The organism is Candidatus Pelagibacter sp., assembly GCF_052049935.1.
Lineage (GTDB): Bacteria > Pseudomonadota > Alphaproteobacteria > Pelagibacterales > Pelagibacteraceae > Pelagibacter.
The window spans coordinates 1-20,717 of record NZ_JBNGZA010000014.1; the positions used below are offsets into that span (position 1 = coordinate 1).

Here is a 20,717-nt window from a genome sequence, read left to right on the forward strand (position 1 = left end):
ATATTTAATTTTAAAGTATTAAAAGATGAAAAATTAATTTTTTTTAGTTGATTATTTATATTTAAATTAAGATATTTTGAAATCTCATCATTATTAAGTGAAATTTCATTAGTTTCCAAATCTCCTTCGATTAGTATCTTTTTATCTTTAATTTTAAGCTTTATTTGATCAGATTTAATTTTTATATCCTCATATTTTAATTTTACATCTCCTAATAAAGTTTTTTCGTTCTCAACTTTAAAAGTAAAATTAATATTATCTATTTGTTTTCTATTTAGTAATTTTAAATTTCCATCCTTTACTAAACCTCTAAAAAAGTAATCATCTTTTATTTTACCATCTTCATCGAAATTTAATTCTAAATCAGCTCTCAAGGAACCTTTATTAATCATTTTATTAATGATTAGAAGTTTTGGATCATTCTGTATTGATTTTAAAAATGAAATTACATTTTCAATATTGATTAATTTTGTTGAAATTATTAAATTTGAAGAGGAAATTTTTTTATTTATTATACTTGACAATGAAATTTGTGATTTAATAGACTCTAGTTCAATTTTTCTATCGTTATAAAAAATAGCTGGACCAAATGTTTTAATATTCAAGTTAAATTCAATTGGATTTAGAATTAACTTTACATCATTCAGCTCAACATCAAGCCTATCATCAATATTTTTCAAATTAGATTTTATTAATGAGTTAAATTTTGTTGTCTCTAGGCCAATTGTTGAAAGATAGCCTATAGCTCCAAATGATATCAATAAAACGAGTATTATAAATCTAAAAATATTTCTAACCATCTAAACCATAAAGAGATTTTTCTAAAAATTCATCTATTTCCCCATCTAAAACTTTTTCTGGGCTTGTGTTTTCAAAATTTGTTCTATTATCTTTCACTAACTGATAAGGTTGTAAAACATATGACCTAATCTGGTGTCCCCAACCTATCTCTGATTTTGTATTTTGTGTATTTTGATTTTCTTGTTCTTTTTTCTTTAATTCATGATCGTAAAGTCTTGCTTTTAGCATGTTCATACAAGTTTCTTTATTTTTATGCTGAGATCTTTCGTTTTGACATTGAACAACAATCTTTGTAGGCAAATGTGTAATTCTCACTGCACTATCTGTAGTATTTACGTGTTGGCCTCCAGCACCACTCGACCTATAGGTATCAATTCTTAAATCTTTATCTTGAATTTCTATTTTTATATTATCATCAATTATTGGATAAACCCAAATGCTTGCAAAACTTGTGTGTCTTCTAGCTCCAGAATCAAAAGGTGAAATTCTCACCAATCTATGGATACCTGACTCTTTTTTGAGCCACCCAAAAACATAATCACCTTCTATTTTTATAGTTGATGATTTTATACCTGCCTCATCTCCTCTGTGCTCACTCATAAGTCCCACATCAAATTTTTTTCTTTCTGCCCATTTAATGTACATCCTTCTTAACATCTCAGCCCAATCTTGACTTTCAGTTCCCCCTGCTCCAGCGTGTATTTCAAGGTAACAGTCTAATGAGTCTGCCTCATTAGATAGAAAACATTTTATCTCATTTCCTTTGACATTTTTTTTTAATTTTTTTAAGGTAAGTAATATATCACTTAAGATTTCTTGATTATTTTCTTCAATAGCAAGTGAATTAAAATCTTCTATATTTTTTAATTCTAAATTCACATCTTTATATGATGAATACAGTTCATCAAATAATTTTTTTTCTTTAAGAACTTTTTTAGAATTATTTTTATCTTGCCAAAAATCAGCTTCTAATATTTTTTTTTCAAATTTTTGAAGTTTAAGTAAGATTTGATTTTTATCAAAGATACTCCTTAATTCTTAAATTAATTTTTTTTATATCATTTAGATAGTTTTGAATTTCGTTTTCCATTAATAAAATTTCAGTATCTTGTTATTTTCAAAGTTTTTTATGTCTGAGATTGCTCTATTATTCACAATATCTTTTTTTTTGTAATTTTCAATTATTGTGTTTCTGTTTGAGAATTTAGCTTTTTGACCAGTATTTGGATCAACAACCATCATTATAATATCATTGGGAACTTTAAATGGTCTGGATTCTGAATTATTGAAGGCAGATTCTAAAAAGTATTTAAATATTGGAAGTGCAGTTTTTGCACCTGTTTCATTTTTTCCCAAAGTTTGTGGATTATCCATTCCCACATAAACACCTATCACTAAATTAGAAGTAAAACCAATAAACCATGTATCCGTATTATTATTTGTTGTTCCAGTTTTTCCTCCTATATTAAGATTTAGATTTCTTAATTTTTTTCCTGTTCCTCTTTGGATTACACCTTCTAAAATTGATGTCATTTGATAAGCAGTTTGTTCAGAGAAAATTTGTTTATAATTGTCTTTAATTTTTGGATAATAATCGCTCAAATAAGATATTTCATTACAATCTAAACATTTTCTTAAATCATTATTTAGTATTGTATTTCCTTCACTGTCTTGAATTCTATCTATGATAATTGGATTAACTAATTTCCCTCCATTAACAAACGCAGAATATGCAGAAGTTAATTTTAATAAAGTGGTTTCTGTTGAACCTAATGATATTGACAGTAATTCATCAGGATTATCATAAATTCCAAGTTTTTCTGAAAACTTTATTATTTTATCAAGTCCTAATTCTTGAGCCACCCTAACTGTCATCAAATTTCTAGATTGTTCTAAACCTTTTCTTAAAGTTGAAAGACCATAAAATTTTTTTCCATAATTTTCAGGTTTCCATAATTTTAAATCTTCTCCCTGATCTAGTACAAGAGGTGCATCCAATATTAATGATGATGGTGTATAATCATTTTCTAAAGCTAGTGCATACACAAAAGGTTTAAATGCAGACCCTGGTTGTCTTGAAGCTTGTGTTGATCTATTAAATTCGCTTTTTTTAAAACTAAAACCACCACTCAAAGCCAAAACTCTTCCAGTGTATGGGTCCATTACAACTATTCCACCATTTATTTTTGGATCTTGTCTTAAGCTGAACAGATTTGGTTGAATATGCTCTACATAAATAATGTCACCAATTTTAAATAATTCATTAATATTTTTTTTTGTCCATGCAACATCATCATTGTATATAGTGCCTTCAATTCCATTTACAGTTTCCACTATTGCTGAAAAATTATTTATATCTTTTATTATTGCAAGGTTCCAATTTATTGATTTTTCTAAATTATATTTAAGTAAATTTTTTGACCAATCTTTATCAAAATTTTTTATATTTAATATTGGCCCTCTCCAACCTTTTCTTTTATCATACTCAATAAGCCCTTTTCTCAATGAATTTGTTGCTTTCTTTTGTAAGTTTAAATCAATTGGTGAGTTTATATTAAAACCTTGTTTGTAAAGTTTATCATAACCCAAATCTTCAATTATTTTTTTTCGAATATCTTCTATATAATATTGGCTGTCCTCCAAAAATATTTTCTTATTTTTTTTTAAAATGATTTTTTCTAATTTAAAATCGTTATACTTTTGAAAACTTATATAATTATTTTCAAATAAATTTCTTAATACCAAGTCTCTTCTGTATTTAGCTAAATCAATATTTTTATAAGGGTTATATCTACTAGGAGCCTTTGGAAGAGCTGCTAATAATGCCGACTCTGAATAGCTTAAATCTTTAATAGATTTATCAAAATATTCTAGGCTGGCTGCTGCCACGCCATATGCTCCGCCTCCAAGGTAAATCTGATTCAAATATAATTCTAAAATTCTTTCTTTTGAAAGAGTTCTTTCAATACGAAATGCCAAAATAGCTTCTTTAATTTTTCTATTTAAACTTACCTCATTAGATAGTAAAAAATTTTTTGCCACTTGTTGTGTTATAGTGGATGCTCCTTCTAATCTTCTAGAATTTAAAATATTTGAAAAATTATTTATTACTGCTCGTAAAACTCCTTTAGCATCAACACCAGGATGAGAAAAAAAGTTTTTATCTTCTGCTGATAAGAATGAATTTATCACGTTGTCTGGAATAGCTTCGTATGGCACAAATATCCTTTTTTCTCGTGAAAAATCCGCCACTAGAGTACCATCTCCAGAATAAACTTTGCTAGAAACTGGAGGTTTGTAGTTTTTCAAAAACATGTAATCAGGGATTTTGTTTGAAAAATTCCACAAAATACTCAAAAGCATAATGCTAAAAAGTAACAAAATACTTATTAAAACAATTAGAGTATTTTTTATTAAATTATTCATTTTGTTTCCATTATATAAAGTAATTTGTTAAATATAAGGCGCTATAATACAAAATTTTATGAATATTAATTTAATCAATATTAACAGTAAAAATTTATGGAAAAAAATTTATACATTGATGCATCGCATCCTAATGAAACTAGAGTTGTTCTCAAATCAGGTAATCATATTGAGGATTACGAGTATGAAGGTCAAAAAAGCGATTTAATAAAAAATAATATTTATTTAGGTAAGGTTAGTAGAATTGAACCTTCGCTACAAGCTGCATTTGTAGATTTCGGAAGAGAAAGGCACGGCTTTTTATCTTTTAATGATATTCAATCAGATTATTACCAGCTTCCTAAAAGCGATCTTGAAAAAATAAAAGAAGAGGAGGAAAAAATTAGAGAACAGTTATCTAAAGAAGTTGAAGAAATTGACAATGAAAATTTAGCTGAAGGAAAACTCAATGATAATGATCCTGTAGAGATTAAAGAATTTAATGTAGATGGTAATAAGGTAGATGGAGATTCTGAGATAGAAAAAAAAAACGAGAAAACGAAGATAATAAATACGTCAAAATTTAAAAAATATAAAATACAAGAAGTAATTAAACCTAATCAAGTTATTTTAGTTCAGGTAATTAAGGATGAACGAGGTCAAAAAGGTGCTGCTCTTAGCACTTTTATCTCAATTGCTGGTAAATACATTGTATTAATGCCAAATACTCCAAAAGGAGGTGGTATTTCAAGAAAAATTTTTAATCCTATTGATAGAAAAAAAATTAGATCGATTCTTAATGAAATTGTAATTCCAAAAGAAATGGGTCTTATTGTTAGAACTGCGGGAAGTAATAAGACAAAAAATGAAATTAATCATGATTTAGAAACATTGGTAAAAACGTGGAATACTATTAAAGATAACGCAATAAATTCTATTGCCCCATCTTTAATTCATCAAGAAAGTGAAATCATTAAAAGAACTTTAAGAGATATGTATGATGAAAATACAAATAATATTATTGTGGAAGGTAATGAGGGTTATAAGAAAGCTCAATCTTTTATGAAATTAATGATGCCTTCAAATTTAAAAAAAGTAAAAAAATATAGAGGAAAGTTGCCTTTATTTATCGAAGAAGAAATAGATCAGAAATTAAATCAAATATTCGACTCTGAAATAAAACTTACCTCGGGTGGATATCTTGTTGTAAATCCAACAGAAGCATTGGTATCAATAGATATAAATTCTGGGAGTTCAATCAAGCAAAAAAATGTTGAGAGTACCGCTCTAGATACAAATTTAGAGGCTGCAGATGAAATTGCTAGACAGATTAAGATAAGAGATTTATCAGGTTTAATAATAATTGACTTCATAGATATGCTTAATTATGGGAATAGAAGGCAAGTAGAGAGAAGACTAAAAGAAAAATGTAGATCAGATAGAGCAAGAATTCAAATTGGAAGAATAAGTAATTTTGGTTTACTCGAAATGTCAAGACAAAGATTAAGAGAGAGTGCAGTTAGATGGAAAATTACTTTAACAGACGAGTCATTTGCACAAAAAATATTAAAGTTAGTTGAGATTAAAGCTGTTACAAGTAAATCAAAATTTGTGGAATTAAAAATATGTGAAAGAATTTCTGATTTCTTAAAAGAAAATTATATTGAGGATTTAGACTATTTTGAGAAGAAAAATAAAATTAAAATAGATATAATTGCAGATAACAGTTTAATTATTCCTGAATACATAATTGATTTAAAAAATAAATCAAAAAAAACTATTGAATTAATTGAAAGTGTTCAAAAACTTAAAAACTTAAAAACGATTAATAATGAAGTGAAGTCAGACAAAAAGGTAAAAAAGGCTAGAAAGTTTGTAAAGAAAAAAACTTACAAAAAAAAATATTATAAAAAAACTAAATAATACCTTTTGTTGGTGACGATGGACTTCCCATCAAAGTTTTGTCTATTCTTCCTGATAAATAAGATTGTCGTCCAGCTATTACACCATTTTTAAAAGCTAAAGCCATATCAAAAGGATTTTTTGCTTTTGCAATTGCAGTGTTAACTAAAACTCCATCACATCCCAATTCCATTGAAATTGTGGCATCTGATGCTTGACCTAGTCCAGCGTCTATAATTAATGGTAATTTAGTCTGACTTCTAATTATTTTAATATTCACTTTATTTTGTATACCTAATCCTGATCCTATTGGTGCAGCTAAGGGCATAATTGCACACGCTCCAACGTTTTCCAACCGTTTAGCCATAAGCGGATCGTCTGTACAATAAACCATTACTTTAAATCCTTCTTTAGATAAAACTTCAGTAGATTTTAGAGTTTCTATCATATCCGGATATAAGTTTTTTTTATCTCCTAACACTTCAAGTTTTACAAGCTTCCACCCTCCAATCTCTCTGGCTAATCTTAAAGTTCTGAGCGCGTCATCAGATGTAAAACATCCAGCCGTATTTGGAAGATATGTAATTTTTTTTGGATCTATATAATCCATTAATAAAGGTTTAGATTTATCTGATATATTTACCCTTCTAACAGCGACAGTAACTATTTCAGCACCTGATAATTTTATAGTTTTTGCGCACTCATTCATATTTTGATATTTTCCAGTCCCAACTATAAGCCTGGATTTAAATTTTTTTTTAGCAATTATCAAATTATCATTTTTCATGTTATCCACCGCCAATAAAATGAACTATTTCAATAATATCATTTTTTTTAACTTTGATTGAATCTAATTTTTTTTTATTAATAATCTCTCTATTCAGTTCAATTGCAACTTTTTTAATTGGAATTTTGAAATTTTTTAAAATTTTTGATAAATTTTCTTTATCTTTAATAAAAATATTTTTTCCATTAATCTTAATTTTTATTTTTTTTACTTTTTTCATAATGTATAAAGCTATTAATGAATAGAATAATAATAGTTAATGGACCAAATCTTAATCTATTAGGAGAAAGAGAACAATCACAATATGGATCTATGAATTATAGTCAATTAAAAGAAAATTGTGAGGCTGAAGCACAAAAGATTGGTTTCGAAATAGATTTTTTTCAGTCCAATGTAGAAGGTGAAATTGTAGATGTTATTCAAGAATCTAGAAAAAAATATGATGGAATGATTATAAATGCAGCTGGTTTTACACATACCTCTGTTGCTATAAGAGATGCTTTGGACATTTTAAATAAGCCAATTATTGAATTACATATTTCTAACATATATAAAAGAGAGGAATTTAGAAAAAAATCATTAATTAGTGATGTGGTTACTGGTGGAATATTTGGTCTAGGTACTGAAGGTTATATTTTAGCCATAATTAGATTACATAAGATGCTACAAAATGAAAATAAATAAAGATACCATAAAAGAGTTAAGTGAATATCTAAATGAATTTAACTTGACCGAAATTGAATATACAGACAAAGATACAAAAATAAAAGTTTCAAAAACATCAGCTACTATAACAGCTGCTACCGCACCAATTCAGGCAACATCAACAGCTGAAAATTCAAAAAATGATGCTAACTTACAACAATCAACTTCTGGTACAAAAGTTACATCTCCAATTATTGGGACAGCGTATCATGCTCCAGAACCTGGAGCTAAGAAATTTGTAGAAATTGGAAAAAAAATAAAAAAAGGTGACACAGTCATGATTGTAGAAGCAATGAAAACAATGAACCATGTGCCTTCTACGGCTGATGGTGTTATTAAAGAAATTTGTGTTGAAGATGGTCAACCAGTAGAGTTTGGTCAAACAATTATCATAGTAGAATAATGTTTAAGAAAATTTTAATTGCAAACCGTGGGGAAATTGCAGTTAGAATTATAAGAGCTTGTAAAGAATGGGGTATATCTACTGTTGCTGTTCATTCAGATGTCGACAGAGATAGCATGCATGTAAGACTAGCTGATGAAAGTGTATGCATTGGTTCTCATCAACCAGCAAACAGCTATTTAAACATCCCTGCTTTAATGTCCGCAATAGAAATTACAAATGCAGACGCTGTTCATCCTGGATATGGTTTTTTATCAGAAAATTCTAATTTTGCTAAAGTCCTTGAAGAAAACAATATAGCTTTTATTGGTGCCTCAGCAAAACATATTGAAATGATGGGTGATAAAATTCAAGCAAAGAGAATAGCAAAAGAAAATGGACTTCCAGTAATAGAAGGATCTGAAGGTGGCGTAACCGATATTAAAGAAGCTAAAGATTTGTGTAAAAAAATTGGATTTCCAGTTTTGATAAAAGCATCTGGTGGTGGTGGTGGTAAAGGAATGAAAATTGTAAAGAGAGAAGAGGAATTTGAAACACTTTTTTCTACTGCAAAATCAGAAGCACAAAAATATTTCGGTAATGATGAAGTTTATATTGAAAAATTTTTTCAAAATCCTAGACACATAGAAGTTCAAATTTTAGCTGGAAAAAATAGAACTGTTCATTTGCATGAAAGAGATTGTTCGGTTCAAAGAAGACATCAAAAGCTAATTGAAGAAACTCCAAGTCCAGTTCTGACAGATAAAATAAGGAAAGATTTATTTGAGAAAACTGTGAAAATGGTAGAGAAAATTGGATATCAAGGAGCTGGGACTGTTGAATTTATCTATGAGGATGGGAAGTTTTATTTTTTAGAAATGAACACACGTGTTCAAGTTGAACACCCAGTTAGTGAAATGGTGACTGGTATAGATATTATAAAAGAGCAAATTTGGATCGCCTTCAGTGGAGAAACTGCATTAGAACAAAAAGATATAAACCCAAGAGGACATGCAATTGAATGTAGGATTAATGCGGAAGATGCTAGTAAAAACTTTCAACCCTCTCCTGGAACCATTGGTATGTGTCATCAACCATCAGGATTTAGAACAAGAGTAGATGGCGCAATATTTCAAGGTTATAAAGTGACACCATTTTATGACAGCATGATTTGTAAGCTAATTTGTCATGGTCGAAATAGAACTGAAGCAATTCAAAGGATGAATAGATCTTTAGATGAGTTTGTGATTGAAGGCATTACAACAACCATTCCACTTCATAAAAAACTTCTTAATCATGAAAAATTTTTAAATTCAGACTATAATGTTGGTTGGCTAGATAACGAAAAAGTAATTTAGTAACAACTTGTAAGCCATATATCGTATACTGGATGATCAAAAGGGTTGATCGAAGGACTTGATGAAAACATCCAACCATTAAATACAAAAACTTCATTATTATTAGTTATACTTTGATCAATAACTTGAATATAGGCAATTATTTCAGGATCATCATCAAACTCAGAATTTTTACACTTTATACTTTTAATCAATAAATCATCAAAAGCTATTTCTTTGTTATTTTCTAATTCTAATGAAGTATTTTTTGAACTGATTTTATTTAAAATTTTAATTTCTGTATAACTTCCTTCAAGATTTGTATTGGAATTTCCTAAAGAAATAGAAGTAATTAAAAGGGCAATACTAATTAAGCCAACTTTTATATTTTTTTTCAGGTTCATCTTTATCTTTGTTTGGATAATAAGCTTCTTTAGTACCTGTAAGATTAGGTTGATGAGGTTTTTGCCAAGAATATTTTTTAAGTTCATGTTCATTTTGGATTTTGTTAGGCGTATGATGGATCCAAGAATACCACTCTACAGGGATTTTTGATGCATCTATTTCATTAGCGTAAATTACCCATCGTTCACCTTTTTTATTTTCATAATATTTATTTCCGAATGAATCTTGACCAACAAGTCTACCACTAATCAAAGTTTTCAATCTTGTTCCAAAAGTATCTCGATTCCACCAAGTAAAAATTTTTTGAAGTAAAGATATCATTTATAAATTTTCAATTTTAAATTGTATAAATTAAATTAGACTAAAAGATTATAATGTATATAAATTAATTGAATCGATTTTCAAACAATTTTTATTAATAGAGGAAAAATGGCAAAATATTTAGTTGAAACATATTACACGTGTACATTTAAGGTTAATCATTATCTTGATGACATAAATGAAAATGAATTAAAAAATCTTGAAAAAAGAGACGATGGAAAATTTGAAGTCTTAGATGTCAAGCTTGACAACAGAAAAACAAAAAATTTAGATCCAAAAAATAATAAAGTCGTTGAAGAAAAAAAGATAAATATTGTTGCTAAAAAAGATGATTCAAAATTAACTGAAAAAAACCTTCAACAAAATATATTTTCCAAAACTTCCGAAAAATCTGGAAAAAGATTAAGTATGCCCGATAGAAGAAAAGGTTACATTCAAAAAGCAACTATTGGAGACCATAAAGTTTATTTACATACTGGAGAATACGAAGATGGTAAAATTGGTGAGATTTTTATTGATACGAGTAAAGAAGGTGAATTGGTTAAAGCATTAATGAATAATTTTGCAATTGCTGTTTCTTTAGGTCTTCAATATGGGGTTCCCCTTGATGAATTTATTAATGCGTTTGTGGGAACTAAATTTGAACCTTCTGGTAAAGTTTATGGTAATGATAGAATTTTAAGCGCATCTTCAATTTTAGATTATATCTTTAGAGAACTTGCAATTTCTTATCAAAATAGAGAAGACCTAGCTCACACTCCGTCAATTGGAAGCTCAGACAGTATTTCAATAGATGAGCAAGAAAATGAAGGTCAAAATCAGTTACTAAAAATTATGAAAGATATGACAAGTAAAGGTTTTGTCAGAAATAATTATAAAAAAAATCTGGTTGATTTGTCAGATGTTAAAATTAGTCTTAAAGGGAAGAAATAACTAATTTCTTTTTTTTAAAGATAAATTTAATTCTTTAAGTTGATTTTCACTTACTTCTGATGGTGCATTCATCATGAGATCTTGAGCATTTTGATTCATAGGGAACATTGTTACTTCTCGTATATTCTTTTCGTTTGCTAAAAGCATAACTATTCTATCTATTCCTGGCGCAATACCACCATGAGGAGGTGCACCATAACTCAATGCATTAATCATGCCGCTAAATTTCTCATCTACTTGTTCTTTAGTATAACCAGCTATTGAAAATAATTTATACATTAATTCAGGCTTGTGATTTCGAATAGCACCAGATGATAACTCAATACCATTACAAACAATATCATACTGATAAGCTTTCATTTCTAAAGGTTTTTCAAAATTTAGTGTTTCTAAATTACCCTGTGGCATTGAGAAAGGATTATGACTAAATCCTATTTGGCCATTACTCTCATCAATTTCAAACATTGGATAATCAACTATCCAACAAAAAGCAAAAATGTTTTCATCTATTAATTGTAAATCACTAGCTATTTTTTCTCTTGCTTGTGCAGTAATTTTTTCAATTTCGTCTTTTTTGTTACATGCAAAAAATATACTGTCCCCTACTTCTGCATTCGTTATTTTCATTAATTCTTTTAAAGCTTCTTCTTTAAAAAATTTTCCTACTGGACCTTTTGCTGTAATTTCTTTGTCTTGTTCAAGAGTAAAATAAGCTAATCCGGCCCAACCTTGATCTTTTGCCCACTTATCAATTCCATCAAAAAAACTCCGAGGCTTTTCTTTTGTATTTTTGGTTACAATACATCTGACTAAAGAACCGTTTTTTACTAACTTCTTAAAAATTTCAAATGATACATCGTCTCTACTAAAGATCTCAGTTATGTCATTAATAACTAAAGGATTTCTTAAATCTGGTTTATCTGAACCATATTTTAACATAGCTTCGTCGTATGAAATTCTTGGAAATATTTCAAATAACATTTTTTTATCTGAAAATTTTTTAAAAGTATTTATCAATAACTCTTCAACAACTTTAAAAACATCTTCTTGTTCAACAAATGACATTTCTAGATCTAGCTGATAAAACTCCCCAGGACTTCTATCAGCACGAGCATCTTCATCTCTAAAACAAGGTGCTATTTGAAAATATCTGTCAAAACCTGAAACCATTATTAACTGTTTAAATTGTTGAGGCGCTTGTGGCAAAGCATAAAATTTTCCAGGATTTAGTCTGCTAGGAACTAAAAAATCTCTTGCACCCTCTGGGCTTGATGAAGTTAAAATTGGTGTTTGAAATTCTAAAAAACCAAACTTATTCATTTGCTCTCTAATAAATGAAATAACTTTAGATCTTAATAAAATATTTTCATGAATTTTTTTTCTTCTTAAATCTAAAAACCTATACTTTAATCTTATTTCTTCTGCATATTCTTGATCACTAAAAACTGGCATAGGTAACTCTTTACAAGTTCCAAGAACTTCAAATTCATCTATTGAAACCTCAATTTCACCTGTGAGTATTTCTTTATTAATAGTCTCAGTGGTTCTTTCCAAAACAGAGCCTTCTATTTTAACAACTGTTTCTAACTGTAATTTTTCAATTTCTTTAAAATTTTTATTTTCCTGGTCGATAATACACTGGGTAATTCCATAGTTGTCTCTTAAGTCAACAAACAATAAATTTCCATGATCTCTTTTTTTGTTAATCCATCCAGAAATTTTTACTTTTGATCCAACTTCTTTTTTAGTTAACTGACTGCATGTGTGTGTCCTATACTTACTCAATTCATCTCCAATGCTTTTTTAATAATTTTAAAATCTATAGATTTTTTTTCTTTTAAGCTAATTTGATCGATCTTATATATGAAATCCGAAATTTTTCCATAAGATCTCGTTATTCTTTTTACGATGTAATCTACTAATTTTTTATCAATTAATATTTGTCTATCTGAAAGATTTTTTATTATTAATGCGTAAACTAAATCATCATCTGGATTTAAAATTTTTGAAATAACGAAATTACCACATCTTGATCTTAAATCTTTTAAATTAAAATTGATTTCAGAAATTGGGATATTGGAAGTGGTAATTAGAAATTTATCTTCTATGTCTACTATATTATAAATACTATAAAGAAGTTCAACATTTGTATTTTCATCAATATTTTCAATTATAACATTTTTATTTAGCTTAGCTTGATTTAAGAAATTATTATTTAGTTCACATGCTTCAATCTTTATAGCTTGAAAATTTTTTTGAAAAATATTTATTAAATGTGTTTTACCACTAAATTTAACTCCACAAATATTAAGGAATTTTTTTTCCCACTTGGGCCAAACCTTAATTAATTTATAAGCTTGTTTGTTACTATTTGAGACATAAAAATCCTGATCCTTAAAATTTTCTTTAAATTCAAATTCTAAAATCAATTGATTTAAATCTGTCATCGCAGATTCCAAATCTTATTTTTAAAATCAACCTTATGTCCAAAATTTTCAATATTATTTATGAATGCTTTAGGTGTGCCATTATAAATTAATGTATAATAAATTTTTTTATCATCTATTTTTGAAATAGAAAAACTAGAGACTAAATCTAATTCATCAATTATTTTTTCAAAATCTTTTATCTTTTTATGATCATTCAAATCAATACCAATGATTAAAGGAAGTTTAATTGATGTATTTATTTGATTTTCTTTCTTCCATAAATCATTAAATCTTATTTTTGTGACTTTTATTAAATTATTTAATTCATCCTCTGATTTGTAATTTTCAAAATATTGATTGTCTAAAATTAGGCGATTATTAAAATTTACTTTAGATAAAACTCTAACTTTTTTAGAATTTTTGTAAAATAAAGAAATTATATAACTTTTCAAAGAATATTTTTTTATTATATCATTAAAGTCATAGTCTTCTAAATCAGAATAGTTTTCTTTTATAATATTAATATCTTCCAAATCTTCATTGGGCAAAATATATTCTAATAAATCTTTTTTATCGTTATTTCTAATCCAGTTATTATAAATTTCACTTTCTGAAAATAGAACAATGTCATTCTTTTCCTCATCAATTAAAATTGGAACAAACATCACTTTCTTCCTTTTTGGTAAGGCGGGAAAAACATTTTTTTTTTCTAACAAACTAAATATTTTTCTTTTACTGAACTCCACATCTAGTGACACATAATAAATATTGTTAAGAAATTTCTCTTCCTTGATTGAGAAGTTTTCAATTAAAATTTTAATGCTTTCTAAAGTTATATTTTTTATTTTTGAATGATCTTGAGATTGAACTAGCATGAATATTAACTCTTTAAATGCCAAATTAAATCCTTCATCTATAACCTTATCTCTATTAAATTTTTGATCAAATTTCTTCGTAATTTCAATATTTTCAATTTTTAAATTTTTTGAAAAAGCATTATTTGTGGATAAAAAAAAATAACTTAAAGAAAATAATAATAAAAATAGATATACATATTTTTGAATAATATATAATTTTAAGTTCATATTTTAAAAAATGGTTTCAAAAAACTTAACCTATAAAAAAAGCGGAGTAAATATTGCTGCCGCAGATAATTTTGTTAAATTTATTTCACAATTAAATACAAACAAAAAAGGCAAAAAAAAGTTATCTAACATTGGTGGTTTTGGATCAATAACTGATATTCCAAAAAAATTCAAAAACCCACAGATTGTAGCTTGTACAGATGGTGTTGGAACAAAAATAGAAATAGCAAATACTTTGAACAAATTTAATACTATAGGTATTGATTTGGTTGCAATGAGTGTAAATGATTTGATTGTTCAAGGTGCGGCACCTTTGATTTTTTTAGATTATATATCAATCAATAAGGTAAATTCATCAAAACTTAAATCCATCATCAAAGGTATAGTTAAAGGTTGTGCTATATCTAATTGTGAACTAGTTGGTGGTGAAACTGCTGAGATGCCAGAAACTTACGAAAAAGATAAATTTGATATAGCAGGTTTTGCTGTGGGTGTAGTAGAAAAAAATAGGATACTAAATAAAAATAAAATTAAAAAAGGAGATTTAATTTTATCAATTCCTTCAAGTGGAGTCCATTCAAATGGGTATTCTTTGGTAAGACAGGTTTTAAAAGAAAAAAAAATTAACCTAAAGAAAGATAGATACTTAAGTAAAGAATTATTAAAGCCAACTAAAATCTATGTTAAAGAAATTTTAAATTTACTTAACAATAATTTAATCAATGGTTGTGCAAATATAACAGGTGGTGGGATCTCTGATAATTTAAAGAGAGTGATTCCTTCAAATTTATCTGCTGAAATAGATTTAAATAAAATTAAAGTTAAAAAAATTTTTAGCTGGTTAAAAAAACAGGGAATAAGTGATAAAGAAATGCTTAAAACATTTAATTGTGGAGTTGGTTTCTGTTTAATCATAAATCCAAAAAAAATTAAAAAAATTCAAGCCTTTTTTGATAAAAAATTTAAGCCTTATGTGATTGGTAAAATTTCAAAAATGAATAGTCAAAGTAGAGTAAAATTAAATGCCAAGATCAACTGGTCTTAAAAAAGTAAATATTGCTGTCTTTATATCAGGAACTGGATCAAACTTATTAAACCTAATCAAATACTCGCGATTAAAGAATTCGAAATATATTATTAAATATGTTTTTTCTGACAAAAAAAATGCTGGTGGACTTAAATTCGCAAAAAAATTTAAAATTCCTTACGAAATTCTTAATTACAAAAATAGAAAAAATGCAGAAATAAAGTCGTTAAAATACCTTAAGCTAAATAATATTAAAATAGTATGTTTGGCTGGTTTCATGAAAATATTATCAAACACTTTTGTTAAGAGTTATCGTGGAAAAATAATCAATATTCATCCATCCCTATTACCAAAATATAAAGGTTTGAACACACATCAAAAAGCTCTAGATAATAATGAGAAATATTCGGGTTGTACTGTGCATTTTGTAAACGCAAAATTAGATTCGGGTAAAAAAATTTTACAAAGAAAAATAAAAATTAATAAGAAAGATACTGCTAAAATTTTAGCCAAAAAAATATTAAGGCAAGAACATAAAATTTATCCTCTTGCCTTAAACAAAGTTATTTCTAGTCTTTAAAAAAAAAATCTATTTCAATTTTTGCGTTATCAATACTATCAGATCCATGAACTGAATTTTTATCTATCGAAATACCATATTTTTTTCTTATAGTTCCTTCAACTGCATCTTTTGGATTGGTTGCTCCCATTAAATCTCTATTAGCTAAAACGGCATTTTCTTTTTCCAAAATCATAACAACTATCGGGCCAGATGACAGATAGGTACAAAGGTCGTTATAAAATGGTTTGGTTTCATGCACCTTGTAAAATTTTTCAGCCTCTGCTTTTTCTATTTGGATTTTTTTCTCATTTACTATCTTAAATCCATTATTTTTAAACATTTCTTTAATTTCATTATCAAGATTTCGCTCAACTGCATCTGGCTTAATGATTGATAAAGTCTGCTCAATATTACTCATAATTATCCTCTATTAGTTTATTTAATAATCTCACCCCAAAACCTGTTGCGCCCCATGAGTTTAAGGCACCATTATATTTTGAAAAAGCCATGCCAGCTATATCTAAATGTGCCCATGGTGTTTTATTCAAAATAAATCTCTGTAAAAACTGTGCCGCAGTTGTTGATCCTGCGCCACCTTGATAATTGATATTTTGCATATCAGCATTTTTTGAATTAATTAATTTATTATAATTTTCATTCAATGGCATACGCCAAACTTTTTCCTCAACCTTTAATCCAGCTTCATAAAGTTGATTAGATAATTTATCATCATTAGAAAACAGACCGGCATACTCTGATCCTAAAGAAACAATTATAGCTCCAGTCAAAGTAGCTAAATCCACAATAAACTTTGGTTTATATTTTTTTTCTGTGTAGGTTAAAGCGTCAGCTAAAACTAATCTTCCCTCTGCATCAGTATTTAAAATTTCAATAGTTTTACCACTATATGATTTTATTATATCTCCTGGCCTTTGTGCATTACCTCCTGGCATATTTTCAACTAGTCCAACTACTCCTACTGCATTAACTTTAGCTTTCCTTAAAGCTAAACTTTTCATCAATCCTACCACTACTGCGGATCCAGCCATATCATAAGTCATATCCTCCATAAACTTAGCAGGTTTTAAAGAAATCCCACCAGTGTCGAAACAAACACCTTTTCCTACAAATGCTAAAGGCTTATTTCTATTTTTTGCTCCATTCCACTCTAAGCAAACCAGATAGGATCCTCTAATACTTCCTTGACCAACTCCAAGTAAAGAATTCATACCTAATTTTTTCAGTTTTTTTTCATCTAAAATATTTACTTTTAGCCCTAACCTCTTCAATGAGTATAATCTTTTTGCATATTCGTCAGGATGCAGAATATTTCCAGGCTCAGAAACCAAATCTTTAGTAAAATTAATTCCAGATATTAAAGATTTAAACCTATTTGTTTTATCAAGTTTAAATTTTTTATCTTTTGGTAAAGCTATATTAAATTTAAAAATGTTAACATTTTTTTTAGATTTATATTTTTTGAATTCGTATGATTTTAATTCTATTCCATGAAAAAATTCATCAATAAATTTGTCTTTTAAACTTTTTTCTAGGAAATTTTTGTTTATTAAAGAAATATCATGAATTGAGTTTGAATTTATAAAATCATAAAATTCAGCTCCCAATTTCTCATTATCTAGAGATTTTTGATTTTTATTTACCTTAGCAACTATTATATTTTGTTTATCATTTAAATTTATAAGTAATATTTTTTTATTTTTTACTTTGTTATTTTGAATTAGACTTTTAATGAGTTTTTCTTTAGCAAATCCTAGAATTTTAAAATTAAAAATCTCAAAATTTTCATTACAAAATAATGTAATATTTTTGCTATTTTTAATATCAAGTTTATTCAATAAGCTATATTTTATCATTTTATAAAATTTTTTGATTCAATCTGAAATTGATGGTGTTATATATGACTTAACAATAGCAAATTCAATGAAAAAATTAATATTTAGAAAACTGAATATTGACATAGGAGTTTTTTTTTTAATTTCAATTATCTGTTTAACGACAATTGTTTGGATAATTCAGGCCGTTAATTATCTAGATTTAATTTCTGAAGATGGCCATGGTCTTAAAGTCTATTTCTCTTTTACTTTATTTAATTTACCAAAAATTATTAGTAAGATTTTACCATTTATATTTGCGTTATCTTTATTTTACACATTGCTAAGATATGAACTTAATAATGAATTAGTCATATATTGGATGAACGGAGTAACCAAAAAAAAATTAGCTCATTTAATATTACAAATTTCTTTTTTATATTTTCTTTTACAAATTACTTTAACTACAACTGTTGTTCCAGAAAGCTTAGATAAAGGAAGATCTTACTTCAGGTCATCAAATGTAGACATGTTTTCTTCGGTTTTAAAACAAAAAAAATTTATTGATAGCGTAGAAAATTTAACTATCTTTGTTGAAAAGAAAGAGGGAAATAACCTTTACAAGATAATTATTAAAGAAAAGGTAGATGAATATGATAGTCAAATTATAATTGCTCAAAAAGGTAAAATTTTTTCACAAAAAAATAAGAATAAAATAGTCTTAATTAATGGCAAAATAATTGACAATAAAAAAAATAATCAAAATATAGTAGACTTTTCTGAATTCAATTTAGACTTATCAAAATATAGTTCGAATACAATTAGTCATCCAAAGATACAAGAAATGAATTCTTTAGATTTAATTCAATGTATCAATAAACTTAGAGAATTTAAAAATGTTAATAAGAAAATAGATTTTTTTTTAGGATGCAGTAACGAAATAGATAACTCAATTATTGAAGAGTTCTTAAAAAGATTTTTTGGACCAATTTTTATAATTTTAATAGGCTTATCTTCATCTTTAATATTAATTTTTAATAAAGACCAAAAAAATTATAGACTAAAAAGCTCTTTAGTTTTTTTAATAAGTGTCTTCATAATCATTATTTCAGAAATATCTTTAAGATATTCTAGTTCAAACATAAGCAATATATACATTTATACCTTAATACCTTTTTTGTTATTTATATTTATATATTCTTTTCTAAACTTTAAATTTAAAAAAAACTAAATGTTTATCCAAACTTATAAAAAATATTTGTTTTCTCAATTTTTGAGGAAAATAATATCTGTTTCTGGAGTATTTTTTATTCTAGTTCTGATCCTTAATTTATTAGAGGAAGTAAATTTTTTGAAAGACAATAATGACACTAGTTTTTATACACCTTTGTTATTAACTTTTTTAAATGCTCCATCATTGTTAATTGAAATGATGCCTTTTATTTTTTTAATTTCTACGCAATTTTTTTTTATAAATTTGTATGAAAGTAGAGAAATCTATACTCTAAGGCAATTTGGGTTAGATAACTTTTCAATTTTAAAATTTTTGTCTTTAACATCTTTTGTATTGGGGATATTCATTATTATTTTTATATATAATTTCTCATCGGTTTGCAAAAATCAATATTTAAAGATAAAAAATAAATACACTTCTGATAATAAATATTTAGCAGTAATTACAAAAAATGGTATTTGGATAAAAGATAATTCAAAAGATGGTTTTGTTATCATAAATGCTGATAAAATAGAGGAAAAATTTCTTATCAATGCATCAATAACAAAATTAAACAATAATTTTGAAATCCAGACAAATATTATTGCACAGAAGGTAGATGTTGAAAACTATAATTGGATATTGTTTGATGCAATCATTACAGATAGCGAAAACAATTCTAACGAATATAGAAAATCAACTTTTAAAAGTAATTTTAATTTTGAGAGGATTAATAATCTATTTTCAGATTTAACTGCTCTTACTTATTTAGAATTGTTAAATTTAAAAAAAGACTACAAAATAATAGGTTATTCTACTGAGGAAATTGACATTCAAAGTCACAGAATTTATTCATTACCATTTTTACTTACAGTAATGACAATAATATCACTAATAATTATGATTAACTTAAAGTTTAAAAAAAATATTTTTTTAAGTTTACTTGTTGGTATTTTTTTCTCAGTATTAGTATATTATATTAGCCACTTTTCTAATGTTTTAGGAGCTAATGGCAAATTGCCAGTAATATTATCAGTATGGTTTCCAATTATTATAATAATTATAATATCTTTAATTGGAGTAGTGAGGCTAAATGAAAAATAGAATTATGAAATTACTAGTATTGATATTTTATTTTTTTTTATCAATTTCCAGTGTTTTTGCAGATAAAATTAATTTTGAAGCCATAGAAATTAATTCATTAAAAAATGGAAATCAGATAGTTGGCAAAGGTAATGCTCAGACAGTTATAAATGGAAAGGTTTTTATTAAAAGTGATGAAATGCTTTATGATAGAGAAAATAAGATTTTAGAAGCCAAAGGTAATATAGAAATTATTGACCAAGAGAATAACTTAATAATTACATCAAATTTTCTTAAATATGAGGAGTTAAAAGAAATAATAGTAGCTTCAAAAAATGTTGTTGTCACAGAAAAAGAAAATAATATTAAGATTTATTCAGATCATATAGTTTATTCATTAAAACAAGATGAAATTATTTCAAAAAATAAAACCAGAATAAATATTGGTGAAATTTATAAAGTTAGAACCTCTGATCTAAAGTTTAGAAATAAAGATAAATTTATATTG

General features: G+C 26.6%; 22 protein-coding genes. 10 read left to right on the plus strand and 12 right to left on the minus strand.

What is annotated here, in order from left to right:
- The 3 genes from ACTT90_RS06465 to ACTT90_RS06475 form a co-directional block, all read right to left on the minus strand.
- Nucleotides 1-761: hypothetical protein (locus ACTT90_RS06465; RefSeq protein ID WP_440937956.1), on the minus strand; the 761-nt coding region annotated here is incomplete at its 3' end.
- Between the two features lie 31 nt (nt 762-792).
- A protein-coding gene (gene prfB, locus ACTT90_RS06470) for a peptide chain release factor 2 (RefSeq protein WP_440937957.1) occupies nt 793-1,891 on the minus strand; the annotation gives its coding sequence in 2 pieces (ribosomal slippage) (nt 793-1,836 and nt 1,838-1,891; 1,098 coding nt in all).
- A complete protein-coding gene (locus ACTT90_RS06475; protein WP_440937958.1) occupies nt 1,891-4,227 on the minus strand; it encodes a penicillin-binding protein 1A in 2,337 nt (778 codons plus the stop codon). The genes prfB and ACTT90_RS06475 overlap by 1 nt, the downstream gene beginning before the upstream one ends.
- A gap of 96 nt (nt 4,228-4,323) precedes the next feature.
- Here ACTT90_RS06475 and ACTT90_RS06480 point away from each other — a divergent pair, with 96 nt between their 5' ends.
- Entirely contained in the window at nt 4,324-6,129 is a 1,806-nt protein-coding gene (locus tag ACTT90_RS06480) for an Rne/Rng family ribonuclease (RefSeq protein ID WP_440937959.1), read from the plus strand.
- Here ACTT90_RS06480 and ACTT90_RS06485 read toward each other — a convergent pair.
- On the minus strand, nt 6,122-6,895 hold the full coding sequence (locus tag ACTT90_RS06485; RefSeq protein WP_440937960.1) for a thiazole synthase: 774 nt from the start codon (nt 6,893-6,895) through the stop codon (nt 6,122-6,124). The genes ACTT90_RS06480 and ACTT90_RS06485 overlap by 8 nt on opposite strands.
- A gap of 1 nt (nt 6,896) precedes the next feature.
- On the minus strand, nt 6,897-7,115 hold the full coding sequence (gene thiS / locus ACTT90_RS06490) for a sulfur carrier protein ThiS (RefSeq protein ID WP_440937961.1): 219 nt from the start codon (nt 7,113-7,115) through the stop codon (nt 6,897-6,899).
- Between the two features lie 17 nt (nt 7,116-7,132).
- Here thiS and aroQ point away from each other — a divergent pair, with 17 nt between their 5' ends.
- From aroQ to accC, 3 genes are read left to right on the plus strand one after another with little or no spacing between them, the layout of a single operon-like run.
- Nucleotides 7,133-7,579 carry a type II 3-dehydroquinate dehydratase gene (aroQ, locus tag ACTT90_RS06495; RefSeq protein ID WP_440937962.1) on the plus strand — a complete coding sequence of 149 codons (447 nt, stop codon included), beginning with the start codon at nt 7,133-7,135 and terminating at the stop codon, nt 7,577-7,579.
- Nucleotides 7,566-8,003, plus strand: coding sequence for an acetyl-CoA carboxylase biotin carboxyl carrier protein (accB, locus tag ACTT90_RS06500; protein ID WP_440937963.1), 438 nt, complete (start codon nt 7,566-7,568; stop codon nt 8,001-8,003). The genes aroQ and accB overlap by 14 nt, the downstream gene beginning before the upstream one ends.
- A complete protein-coding gene (gene accC, locus ACTT90_RS06505) occupies nt 8,003-9,340 on the plus strand; it encodes an acetyl-CoA carboxylase biotin carboxylase subunit (RefSeq protein ID WP_440937964.1) in 1,338 nt (445 codons plus the stop codon). The genes accB and accC overlap by 1 nt, the downstream gene beginning before the upstream one ends.
- Here the strand turns inward: accC and ACTT90_RS06510 are convergent.
- Both ACTT90_RS06510 and ACTT90_RS06515 read right to left on the minus strand, forming a co-directional pair.
- Complete coding sequence (locus ACTT90_RS06510; RefSeq protein ID WP_440937965.1) at nt 9,337-9,723, minus strand: DUF2155 domain-containing protein; 387 nt, start codon at nt 9,721-9,723, stop codon at nt 9,337-9,339. The two genes, accC and ACTT90_RS06510, sit on opposite strands and share 4 nt — an antisense overlap.
- Nucleotides 9,686-10,045 (minus strand): NADH-ubiquinone oxidoreductase subunit NDUFA12 family protein, encoded by a 360-nt coding sequence (locus tag ACTT90_RS06515; RefSeq protein ID WP_440937966.1) that lies wholly within the window; start codon nt 10,043-10,045, stop codon nt 9,686-9,688. Before ACTT90_RS06515 ends, ACTT90_RS06510 begins: the two co-directional genes overlap by 38 nt.
- A gap of 108 nt (nt 10,046-10,153) precedes the next feature.
- Here ACTT90_RS06515 and ACTT90_RS06520 point away from each other — a divergent pair, with 108 nt between their 5' ends.
- The gene (locus tag ACTT90_RS06520) at nt 10,154-10,978 is read left to right on the plus strand and encodes a TSCPD domain-containing protein (RefSeq protein ID WP_440937967.1); all 825 of its coding nucleotides are present in this window, start codon (nt 10,154-10,156) and stop codon (nt 10,976-10,978) included.
- Here the strand turns inward: ACTT90_RS06520 and aspS are convergent, their stop codons facing one another.
- The 3 genes from aspS to ACTT90_RS06535 are packed head-to-tail and all read right to left on the minus strand — an operon-like array spanning nt 10,979 to nt 14,492.
- On the minus strand, nt 10,979-12,763 hold the full coding sequence (gene aspS, locus ACTT90_RS06525; RefSeq protein ID WP_440937968.1) for an aspartate--tRNA ligase: 1,785 nt from the start codon (nt 12,761-12,763) through the stop codon (nt 10,979-10,981).
- A complete protein-coding gene (locus ACTT90_RS06530) occupies nt 12,760-13,425 on the minus strand; it encodes a DNA replication protein (protein WP_440937969.1) in 666 nt (221 codons plus the stop codon). The genes aspS and ACTT90_RS06530 overlap by 4 nt, the downstream gene beginning before the upstream one ends.
- On the minus strand, nt 13,422-14,492 hold the full coding sequence (locus tag ACTT90_RS06535) for a hypothetical protein (RefSeq protein WP_440937970.1): 1,071 nt from the start codon (nt 14,490-14,492) through the stop codon (nt 13,422-13,424). Before ACTT90_RS06535 ends, ACTT90_RS06530 begins: the two co-directional genes overlap by 4 nt.
- A gap of 10 nt (nt 14,493-14,502) precedes the next feature.
- Between ACTT90_RS06535 and purM the strand changes: the two genes are divergently transcribed.
- Both purM and purN read left to right on the plus strand, forming a co-directional pair.
- On the plus strand, nt 14,503-15,537 hold the full coding sequence (purM, locus tag ACTT90_RS06540; protein ID WP_440937971.1) for a phosphoribosylformylglycinamidine cyclo-ligase: 1,035 nt from the start codon (nt 14,503-14,505) through the stop codon (nt 15,535-15,537).
- Nucleotides 15,515-16,099: a phosphoribosylglycinamide formyltransferase gene (gene purN, locus ACTT90_RS06545; protein ID WP_440937972.1), complete on the plus strand. Its 585-nt coding sequence runs from the start codon at nt 15,515-15,517 to the stop codon at nt 16,097-16,099. Before purM ends, purN begins: the two co-directional genes overlap by 23 nt.
- Here the strand turns inward: purN and ndk are convergent.
- Together ndk and ACTT90_RS06555 are read right to left on the minus strand one after the other, a co-directional pair.
- Nucleotides 16,089-16,499, minus strand: a complete 411-nt coding sequence (gene ndk / locus ACTT90_RS06550; RefSeq protein ID WP_440937973.1) for a nucleoside-diphosphate kinase — start codon at nt 16,497-16,499, stop codon at nt 16,089-16,091. The genes purN and ndk overlap by 11 nt on opposite strands.
- Nucleotides 16,492-17,955: a leucyl aminopeptidase gene (locus ACTT90_RS06555; RefSeq protein ID WP_440937974.1), complete on the minus strand. Its 1,464-nt coding sequence runs from the start codon at nt 17,953-17,955 to the stop codon at nt 16,492-16,494. Before ACTT90_RS06555 ends, ndk begins: the two co-directional genes overlap by 8 nt.
- A gap of 67 nt (nt 17,956-18,022) precedes the next feature.
- On the opposite strand from ACTT90_RS06555, the gene ACTT90_RS06560 reads away from it, so the two are divergent.
- The 3 genes from ACTT90_RS06560 to ACTT90_RS06570 form a co-directional block, all read left to right on the plus strand.
- Complete coding sequence (locus ACTT90_RS06560; RefSeq protein ID WP_440937975.1) at nt 18,023-19,144, plus strand: LptF/LptG family permease; 1,122 nt, start codon at nt 18,023-18,025, stop codon at nt 19,142-19,144.
- Nucleotides 19,145-20,230 (plus strand): LptF/LptG family permease, encoded by a 1,086-nt coding sequence (locus ACTT90_RS06565; RefSeq protein WP_440937976.1) that lies wholly within the window; start codon nt 19,145-19,147, stop codon nt 20,228-20,230.
- Between the two features lie 4 nt (nt 20,231-20,234).
- On the plus strand, nt 20,235-20,717 hold a 483-nt coding region (locus ACTT90_RS06570), incomplete at its 3' end, for a hypothetical protein (protein ID WP_440937977.1).

Excerpts from the sequence above, each read along its gene's own strand:
- aroQ (WP_440937962.1), top strand. The coding sequence starts at position 7,133 with ATGAATAGAATAATAATAGTTAATGGACCAAATCTTAATCTATTAGGA.
- ACTT90_RS06560 (WP_440937975.1), top strand. The coding sequence starts at position 18,023 with ATGAAAAAATTAATATTTAGAAAACTGAATATTGACATAGGAGTTTTT.
- ACTT90_RS06515 (WP_440937966.1), bottom strand. The coding sequence starts at position 10,045 with ATGATATCTTTACTTCAAAAAATTTTTACTTGGTGGAATCGAGATACT.
- thiS (WP_440937961.1), bottom strand. The coding sequence starts at position 7,115 with ATGAAAAAAGTAAAAAAAATAAAAATTAAGATTAATGGAAAAAATATT.
- purM (WP_440937971.1), top strand. The coding sequence starts at position 14,503 with ATGGTTTCAAAAAACTTAACCTATAAAAAAAGCGGAGTAAATATTGCT.
- ACTT90_RS06480 (WP_440937959.1), top strand. The coding sequence starts at position 4,324 with ATGGAAAAAAATTTATACATTGATGCATCGCATCCTAATGAAACTAGA.
- ndk (WP_440937973.1), bottom strand. The coding sequence starts at position 16,499 with ATGAGTAATATTGAGCAGACTTTATCAATCATTAAGCCAGATGCAGTT.
- ACTT90_RS06475 (WP_440937958.1), bottom strand. The coding sequence starts at position 4,227 with ATGAATAATTTAATAAAAAATACTCTAATTGTTTTAATAAGTATTTTG.
- ACTT90_RS06535 (WP_440937970.1), bottom strand. The coding sequence starts at position 14,492 with ATGAACTTAAAATTATATATTATTCAAAAATATGTATATCTATTTTTA.
- ACTT90_RS06510 (WP_440937965.1), bottom strand. The coding sequence starts at position 9,723 with ATGAACCTGAAAAAAAATATAAAAGTTGGCTTAATTAGTATTGCCCTT.
- ACTT90_RS06520 (WP_440937967.1), top strand. The coding sequence starts at position 10,154 with ATGGCAAAATATTTAGTTGAAACATATTACACGTGTACATTTAAGGTT.
- accC (WP_440937964.1), top strand. The coding sequence starts at position 8,003 with ATGTTTAAGAAAATTTTAATTGCAAACCGTGGGGAAATTGCAGTTAGA.
- ACTT90_RS06565 (WP_440937976.1), top strand. The coding sequence starts at position 19,145 with ATGTTTATCCAAACTTATAAAAAATATTTGTTTTCTCAATTTTTGAGG.
- ACTT90_RS06555 (WP_440937974.1), bottom strand. The coding sequence starts at position 17,955 with ATGATAAAATATAGCTTATTGAATAAACTTGATATTAAAAATAGCAAA.
- ACTT90_RS06530 (WP_440937969.1), bottom strand. The coding sequence starts at position 13,425 with ATGACAGATTTAAATCAATTGATTTTAGAATTTGAATTTAAAGAAAAT.
- accB (WP_440937963.1), top strand. The coding sequence starts at position 7,566 with ATGAAAATAAATAAAGATACCATAAAAGAGTTAAGTGAATATCTAAAT.
- purN (WP_440937972.1), top strand. The coding sequence starts at position 15,515 with ATGCCAAGATCAACTGGTCTTAAAAAAGTAAATATTGCTGTCTTTATA.
- ACTT90_RS06485 (WP_440937960.1), bottom strand. The coding sequence starts at position 6,895 with ATGAAAAATGATAATTTGATAATTGCTAAAAAAAAATTTAAATCCAGG.